The 9,221-nt window shown below is 54.0% G+C and carries 3 protein-coding genes and 1 pseudogene; all 4 read left to right on the top strand.

The features are described 5' to 3' along the window. Window positions 1-6,133 (top strand): Ig-like domain-containing protein (locus C8N36_RS22565; protein ID WP_170125966.1); only part of this gene is annotated, 6,133 nt, incomplete at its 5' end. Between the two features lie 63 nt (window positions 6,134-6,196). Further along, window positions 6,197-7,702, top strand: a complete 1,506-nt coding sequence (locus C8N36_RS22560; RefSeq protein WP_097806769.1) for a tryptophan halogenase family protein — start codon at window positions 6,197-6,199, stop codon at window positions 7,700-7,702. Between the two features lie 174 nt (window positions 7,703-7,876). Further along, window positions 7,877-8,668, top strand: a pseudogene (locus tag C8N36_RS22555) (integrase core domain-containing protein). Window positions 8,669-9,047: 379 nt separating this feature from the next. Beyond that, on the top strand, window positions 9,048-9,221 hold a 174-nt coding region (locus tag C8N36_RS22550), incomplete at its 3' end, for a transposase (RefSeq protein ID WP_484237536.1).

The following is a 9,221-nucleotide window of genomic DNA, read 5'->3' as shown; positions in this document are numbered from 1 at the left end:
CACCAATGATGCGCCGAGTTTGGCGGCTGGTTTTGCGGCGGCGGTCGAAGACGGTCCGATGGTGGATGTTGATCTTGCTGCCCTTGGCGCGGATGTGGACAGCGACAACGATGGCAGCACACTGAGCTATGCGGTGACAGGTGCGCCTGGTGAGGGCTCTGCCTCGATCTCTGGCACCACGCTGACCTTTGATCCGGGGTCTGACTTCCAGAATCTGGCGCTGAACGAGACCCGTGATGTGACGGTGCAGGTCACCGCGACGGATGCGCATGGTGCAACGGCTGTGAATGACGTTGTGGTCACAGTCACCGGCACCAATGATGCGCCGACGCTTGCGGCTGGTTTTGCGGCGGCGGTCGAAGACGGTCCGACGGTGGATGTTGATCTTGCTGCCCTTGGCGCGGATGTGGACAGCGACAACGGTGGCAGCACACTGAGCTATGCGGTGACAGGTGCGCCTGGTGAGGGCTCTGCCTCGATCTCTGGCACCACGCTGACCTTTGATCCGGGGTCTGACTTCCAGAATCTGGCGCTGAACGAGACCCGTGATGTGACGGTGCAGGTCACCGCGACGGATGCGCATGGTGCAACGGCTGTGAATGACGTTGTGGTCACGGTCACCGGCACCAATGATGCGCCGACCATTGCTGCAACAACCCTTGCCGCAACTGAAGATGGCGGTGTGTTTTCCGTCGATCTTGCGCCTTTGGCGGCGGATGTGGACAGCGACAACGACCCATCAGATCTCAGCTATGCCATTCCGGGCAGTCCTAGCGAAGGAACTGCCGTGTTTAACGGATCGGTCTTTGAGTTCAATACGGGCACCGCATTCCAGGACCTTGGCCAAGGTGAAACGCGTGATGTGATCGTAAACACATCGGTCACGGACAGGCATGGTGCGCCTGACACCAGCATGGTCACTGTGACGGTGACCGGGGTGAACGACGGGCCGGTTGCGAACGATGATGTGGCAGCTTTGGATCTGGGGGCGCAAGCGCTTGTCGGGTTTGTCCAAAATCCGGACAATGGTCACTATTATCGGTATTTTGCAGGTGGCCCCAGCCGCGTTGAGGCCTCGGCCAATGCCGCTGCAATGGGCGGCTACCTTGCGACACTCACTTCGCAGGCGGAATCCGACTTTGCCCTGACTTTGGGCGATCAGCCGCTCTTTGCATTCCTTGGGGCCAGCGATGCTGCACAAGAAGGTGTCTGGCGCTGGAGCGAGGGCCCGGAAGCGGGTCAGGTCATCACTGGATTTACACCTTGGGATCCGGGTGAGCCGAACAACTCCGGCGGCGCCGAAGACGATGTGATTTTGTATGTGGGCAGTGGCAACATAGGCAATTGGAACGACATCGGAACCGGGCCCAACGCCAACATTGGATTTTTGGTGGAACTGGACGAAGCCCCTGCCTTGCCGGGCGTTGTAGATATCGACGTATTGTCCAATGACACGGATGTTGACAATGGTGCGGTCCTGACTGTTGCCTCGGTTGATGCGGTCAGCGCAAGCGGCGCAACGCTATCCCTGAATGGCGACGGGACGGTGAAATACGTGGCCGGATCGGTGTTTGACAGTTTGGCCGAAGGCGAAACGGCTGTCGATACATTGACCTACACTGTACAAGACGAATACGGGGCCACGGCGCAAGCAACCATTTCCGTCACAGTCACCGGCACCAATGAAGCGCCGACGCTTGCGGCTGGTTTTGCGGCGGCGGCCGAAGACGGTCCGACGGTGGATGTTGATCTTGCTGCCCTTGGCGCGGATGTGGACAGCGACAACGATGGCAGCACACTGAGTTATGCGGTGACGGGTGTGCCTGGTGAGGGCTCTGCCTCGATCTCTGGCACCACGCTGACCTTTGATCCGGGTTCTGCCTTCCAGGATCTGGCGCTGAACGAGACCCGTGACGTGACGGTGCAGGTCACCGCGACGGATGCGCATGGTGCAACGGCTGTGAATGACGTTGTTGTCACAGTCACCGGCACCAATGATGCGCCTGTTGCGACCATGGACGACAACGCCGGTGATGCGTTGATAGAGCAAGGGTTCGGTGTTCTCGGGGATGATGCCGCCGCGGGTGATGTGCTGGCCAATGACGATGACGTGGATACCTCTGATGTCTTGTCGGTGATTGCGGTGTCACATGGCGGCAACACGGTTCTTCCCGGTATACCGGGCGGTGCTATGACCATCATCGGCACATTTGGCAGCCTGATTTTGTCGACTGATGGCACTTGGGATTATGCCTTAGACAACAGTGATCCCGACACTGATGCTTTGGAAGATGGCCAGACAGGATTTGATGTCTTTACCTATACTGTGTCTGACGGGAAGGGTGGCACAGACACCCAAACACTGACACTTGGAATTTCGGGATCGGGTGACAATGTGGCGCCGGTTTCTGCTGACGATAACTTTAGCGTCGTTGAAGACACCGCAACCGTTTTGGATCTGCTTGCGAATGATACGGATGCCAACAACAGTCCGGTGCCAACGCAAACCCTGTCTGTTGCGACCATAAATGGAATTTCGGTCGCGCAAGGGGATCAGGTTACGCTGACGCATGGAATGTTGAGCATCGGTGTGGGTGGTGCGGTGACGTATACACCGAACCAAGACAGCACGCAGAGCGACAGTTTCAGCTATACCATTAGCGACGGGTTGGAACAGTCCAACACCGGCACGGTTAATGTGACGGTCGATCCTGTCAATGATGCGCCTGTCATCGTGCCGATCACGGCTGTCGAGGCCGGGTTTGAGGAAACCATTGTTGACGTCAATGACGGGATGCTTGGCGCGGGATCAAGCGTGGGCAATCCGGGCTATTGGTATGTTGTCGACTTTGACGCCCCTGCAGGTGCCCAGACAGTTGCCATTGAGCGCTCACCATCGCATCCAAACCTGACCGCCTCGGAAATTCCGACCAATGGCGCAGTGATGCATATCAACCCCAACAATGGTGACTTTGGCGTTTCAGTGACGAGCTATTTGGACGGTGTTGCTACGATCCGCCCGGTTTCTGAAATCAGTTTCCCTGATTATAGCGGCCCTGTGAGCGAAATCTATTCTGGTACGCTGAGCGTGTTGGACTCTACAAACGGTGTGACGGTAAACTGGCATGGCACTGGCATAGAAATGCCGGGCGGCAGCTTTGATGTTCGGATGACAGCGACGGGCATCGACTATACTGACGGCGTCGGGTCTCTGGGGCTCGACACCGTGAAGACTCAGGTGACACCGTCTGTTTTGACCGGACAGATCGCATTCGACGATCCTGATGCAGGTGACACCCATGTGGCGATTGCGACTGGCGTGACCCTTTCCGGAACCACCAATGGCCTGCCTCCGGCACTGGCCCTGGCGATGATCAACGTTTCGGTTGCCAGCAGCCCGGTTCCCGGTGTGGCGGGGGCGATCAACTGGGAGTTTAACCCCGGCATCCTTGGGTTGGAGTTCCTAAAACCGGGCGAGAGCATGACATTTGACTTTGATATCGAAGTCGATGACAACGCCCCGCTTTGGGACACCAAGACATTCAGCATTACCATTCACGGGACAAACGATGCACCGGGTATCTTCGATGTGACAGAGATGGCCCAAGAAGACACAGCGCTGTCGGTGCCATTCCTTCCAGCCTTTGATCGCGATGGCGATCTCGTCAGCTATGCGTTGAACGTGGATGCAGAACACGGAAGCGTTGTTATCGATCCAGCAACAGGGGCTTATACCTACACGCCCGATCCGGACTTCAACGGGATCGATAGTTTTACGTATTACGTGGACGATGGGAATGGTGGCGTGAGTGCAGGCACAATCACGATTGATGTGGCGTCGGTGAATGATGATCCGACGCTGGCGGCCGGGTCACTTGCTGCTATCGAAGATTCCGGTGTGAACGTGTCACTTGATCTCACAACACTGGGGGATGACATCGATGCGGACGATGATGAAACAACGCTGACCTATACGGTCACCGGCGCGCCGAGTGAAGGAACGGCGACCATCAGCGGAACCACGTTGCAATTCAATCCCAGCACAGGGTTCCAGAATTTGGCACAAGGGGAAACCCGCGATGTGACCATTCAGGTCACTGCCACAGACGCACACGGAGCAACTGGTTCGAATGACGTCACCGTGACTGTGACCGGCACCAATGATGCACCGACATTGGATTTCTCATCGGTAAATCCGGTCGCCACCGATGTCTTCACCTTTGATGACTTAGTGATCGGTGGAGCAGGCTATACTGGGAATGTTCCCGCGAATTATCAGGGATACATTTGGTCAAACTGGAGCTTTGAAAATGCCGATTTGGCCCCGGACGTTGTTGGATATGCGAACGCAAATGTGTCCGGCACTCAAGCAGCCTTTAACAACGGTGCGTCGAACACCTTTATTGGCGGGACGGATTTCGCGCTGACATCCGGTTGGTTCACGGCCGGCAATGTCTTTACATCGGATACCAATCCTTATGATGTGCGTGTCATCGGGTATGACAATGGTGTCTACGTCGGGGAGGTTGATTTCTCGATCACGTCACAAGGGCCGGTTTTTGTTGAATTTGATCAGGCTATCTTTGGCAACGTCGACCTGTTGCAATTCCAATCTCTTGATGGGCGGATTTTCACTGTTGATGATCTGATCTTTAACGGTGGAAGAGAGACTTCGGCCTTTGCCGCAACAGAGGATGGCGGGCCGGTTACGCTCGATCTATCAGCCTATGGAAATGATATTGACAGCGATGATAACGGTTCAACCCTAACCTATGAGGTCATCGGGGCTCCCTCCGAAGGAAGCGCCTCGATCACGGGTACAACACTGTCGTTCGACCCCGGCATTGACTTTCAGGATCTTGACGATGGTGAAACCCGCGATGTTGTGGTGCAGGTCAGGGCAACCGATCAATATGGTGCGTCTGTTGTCAGCGATGTTACGGTAACCGTACATGGCAGCAATGAAAGCGCGCCAGTGGCGTATACCAGTAACCTTCTGACCAGCTATGGCGGCGTGTTTGTCGGAATTTCCGATACCAACGGTGACGGAGCGGTTGATGGTTTTGCGGCAGCAGGTGACAACCCAGATGGCAATACTCCAAACTATCTGGCAGTTGCCGATTTGAACGGCGATGGGCTTCTCGACTTTGTCGTTGCGAATCGAGGCGGCCCACCGCGGCTTCATATCAACACTGGCACGGTGGACGCCAATGGTGTGCCTCAATTCACTAGCGTGGATATGCCGGGTGTGCCGACTATGTTCGGTGTAAATGTTGTCGATATCGATAACGACGGCGACATGGATATTCTGGGTGGAAGCAGATCCAGTGACGACTTTGTTTTCGTAAACATGGGGGACAGCAACGGCGATGATATCCCAGAATATCAATCTGTTGGCCTTGGTACGACAGCCACAAACGGCGTCAGCTACGGAATAGATTCCGGAGACTTTAACAACGATGGCTATGTGGACATCGTTGCTGCTCAATGGTCTGATTTGGCAACAGGTCAACCCGAAATCATTTATGGCTTGGGAGATACCAACGGTGATGGTCTCCCTGAATTTGCGACCCCGGTGGATTTGCCCGAAGATCCTAACAACCGATGGGATATCCTGCCCACCGTAGGCGATATCGATGGCGACGGGGACGACGATATCTTGATGGCCACTTGGGGCACCAGGAACACTGTAATCTACTACAATGATGGCGACACCAACGGCGATGGCGTGACTGATTTCCGGATGCAGACTTTGGCCGGAACTGAATCTAACTCTTATGACGCTCAACTTGCAGACTTGGATGGTGATGGCGATCTCGATGCGGTTGTGGCTAATATCAACGGATCTACGCGAATTATGATAAACGATGGCGATACAAACGGTGATGGCGAACTCGAGTTTACCTTTATCGAGTTTTCCCAGACGTCATCTTCGGTCTCGATCGGCGATGTAGACAACGACGGTGATTTAGATATTGGCATCGCTCATTACACCAGCCTCCATGTGATCACCAACCTTGGGGATACCAATGGAGACGGTATCTCTGAGTTCTCAATTGGCGCAGCGATACCGCTTGCTCAAGGGAGTTTTCACATCGATGTCGTCTTTGTCGGCGACGACCTGTTTGTGTAAACATACCCCCAAGAACAGTTCCTTTGTTGGGACTGTTCTTGGCAAAAAGTGAGGCGGACAGGCATGCGTTTGGCAATAGTCGGCGGTGGATCGGCAGGGTGGATGACTGCGGTATATTTGGACCGGACCCTAAACGGGACAAACGGACCTAAACGCGTGCAAATCACTGTCATTGAATCCCCGAAAATTGATCGCATCGGTGTCGGTGAGGCCACTGTTCCAACTATTCTCAAGACCCTGCAGGACATGGGAATATCTGAAAAGGAATTTATGTCAGAGGCCGATGCTACCTTTAAGCAGGCGATTAAATTTGTTGACTGGAACAAGGGCCGCGATTCCAATGCCTATTACCACTGCTTTGACCGATACCAGACCTCTGGCCGCGACAACTTCAGTCTTCGCTGGGCCTTGAGTGGCCGCGACAAACCCTTTGCCTATACGGTTTCGGCCCAGCCATATATCTGCGATCAAAACAGGGCCCCAAAGCGGCCTAGCGACAAAGAATATCAGGGGCGTTTGCCCTACGCCTACCATATGGATGCTGAAAAATTTGCAGAGTTTCTTGCAAAAACAGGCGTCGAACGCGGTATCGCCCATATCTCGGACACTGTTACGGACGTAAATACAGACCCCAAAGGCATCAGATCGGTGGTGCTTGAACACGGGGGCGAAATGGCATTCGATTTTTTCATCGATTGCACAGGTTTTGCGCGCTTGTTGATGTCGCAACTGCCCGGTTATGGAATTCGATCTTTTTCGGACAAACTTCTATGTGATCGGGCTGTAGCCATTCAGGTGCCACATGATCCCGAACATCCCGAAATTCTGTCTTCAACTGAATCGACAGCTGTTGAAAATGGTTGGATTTGGAATATCTCGCTGCAATCGCGTAAGGGGTATGGTTATGTCTATTCTTCGGCTCATTGCTCTGACGAAGATGCTGAAACACGTCTACGCAGTTTCATCGGTCCGCGCTCCGAAAGTGTGGCGGCGCGTCGTCTGTCGTTTCAGTCTGGGGTGTTGAAAAACCCATGGGTTGGCAACTGTGTCGCTGTGGGCCTTTCTGCTGGCTTTGTTGAGCCGATGGAGAGCACGGGCATCTATTTCGTCGAATACGCCGCCCGGATGTTTGCCGAACTATTTCCAATTTTTGGGAACAACCTTTTGTTGCAAAGCCGGTTTAATGAGCTGATTCATAGCAGATACGACGAGGTCTTGGACTTTATTGTCGCGCATTATGTGTTGTCAGATCGGGACGACACAGCCTTTTGGAAAGAAGCCCGGAAGCAAGAAAAAGCGACTGAGAAATTGCAAGATTTGTTAAAAATTTGGCAGCATAAAATGGTTTCGGCATCTGACTTTGCGAACTCACATCAACTTTTTGGGCACCTAAATTATGAATACTGTGTGTATGGTTCCAACTATCTTCCTGACAAAATTCGGATCCATCAAAGCCACAACGGCGCAATCGTTAACAAGGCCATTCAGACCGCAGTTCAATCCTTTTCAGAGTGCTTGCCAAGAAACTCAGAATATTTTTCCAGTAAAAGCCCTGGGAACGAGGATTGAGCCAAGCAAGCTCAACGCGTCGCCCTAGTATCTCGGATCTACTTGCTAGCCTAACGACATTTCTGGCTAGTCTGTGACTTTCCTAAATTCCGCGGCCCCATAAACTATGCCACGAACTGAGCCTCCCCCAAAGAAGTGGTCCGTGCCTAAAGTTAGGAAATCGGAGGACCATAGATGGCGATTAAGAGACCCAAGCCAGAAGAGATTGTCATGAAGTTACAGCAGGTTGAAGTGTTGATGGGCCAAGGAATGCCCCGGATTGATGCAATCCGTCGGATCGGCGCGACTGAACAGACCTATTACCGCTGGTAGATCGAAGCATCGAATGCCATTGGTTCGAAAGAGATGCTGAGGGTATGGGGGAATGGGCGCAGAACAACTCAAGGAGTTTAAGCGGCTCCAGAAAGAGAACGAGCGCCTTCGCCGGGCCGTGTCGGATCTGACATTGGATAAGCTGATCGTTTCGGAAGCCGCGCGGGAAAACTTCTGAGCCCCTCTCGCCGACGTGCCTGCATCGACCTTTTCGCAGCAAGATGAAGGTTCCCGAGCGTCGCGCTTGCCGCGTTCTGGGGCAACACCGGTCCACGCAGCGGCGATTGCCTCAGGGGCGTGCTGACGAGGAACGTCTGGTCGCCGACATGATCGAGCTGACACGTCAATACGGTCGATAACGGTCCCGAGTTCATTGCCGAAGCCGTCAGAGGATGGATCAAGGCTGTCGGAGCCAAAACCGCAAACATCGAACCTCGATCACCCTGGGAGAACGGACACTGCGAGAGCGTTAATGGGCGGATGCGGGATGAATTGCTGAACGGTGAAATCTTCTATTCGTTACGCGAGGCTCAGATCATCATTGAAAGCTGGAGGAAACACTACAACACCAAACGACCCCACAGTGCCCAAGGCTACCGCCCACCTGCACCAGAGGTCATCATCCCGATGGACCAAAGGCCAGGCATAAACTAGCTTTCAATTTGGACCACTCAAGAGGGGCTGCTCAGCGGGACCTGACTTCAAAGCGGTTCCAAAAGTCGTCCAGAGATGCGGTTTCATAATTTCTAGGGTGTTTTGCGAAACCCGTTTTACCGTGGCTAGGCTGACTTTGAACAAAGCGGCGATGTCTTTTTTCGCAGCACTTCAGTTTTCTGATCTTCGGACCGGGCAGGGGGTCTTCCCCCTATGCGACCCTTGGCGCGAGTTACCTGTAGGCTTTCCACGTCTCCTTCGCGAATGCGCGCACGCTCGAATTGTGCGATGGACGCGAAGACGTGAATAATCATCTTGGACCTGTCGCGGTTTGATGCCGCTCCTTTGATAGCATTTCCTGCAGCAAAGGAGACGGGCTATCGGACTGAAACGGAGGGACGAATTGCGCCATGATGCGGTGCGTATTGCACTGACAAGCGAGCCAACGCGCAGGGAAATAGCTTACGATCTGGGTGTCGGCATGTCGACGCTGAACAAATGGATCACAGCACACAGAGACACCGATGTGGTGTCGAAAGAGGACATGCTTCGC

This window comes from Pelagimonas varians (assembly GCF_003208435.1).
In the GTDB taxonomy this organism is placed as follows: domain Bacteria; phylum Pseudomonadota; class Alphaproteobacteria; order Rhodobacterales; family Rhodobacteraceae; genus Pelagimonas; species Pelagimonas varians.
The sequence above is the reverse complement of the archived record's forward strand: the minus strand, read 5'-3'. Positions and strand labels throughout refer to the sequence as shown.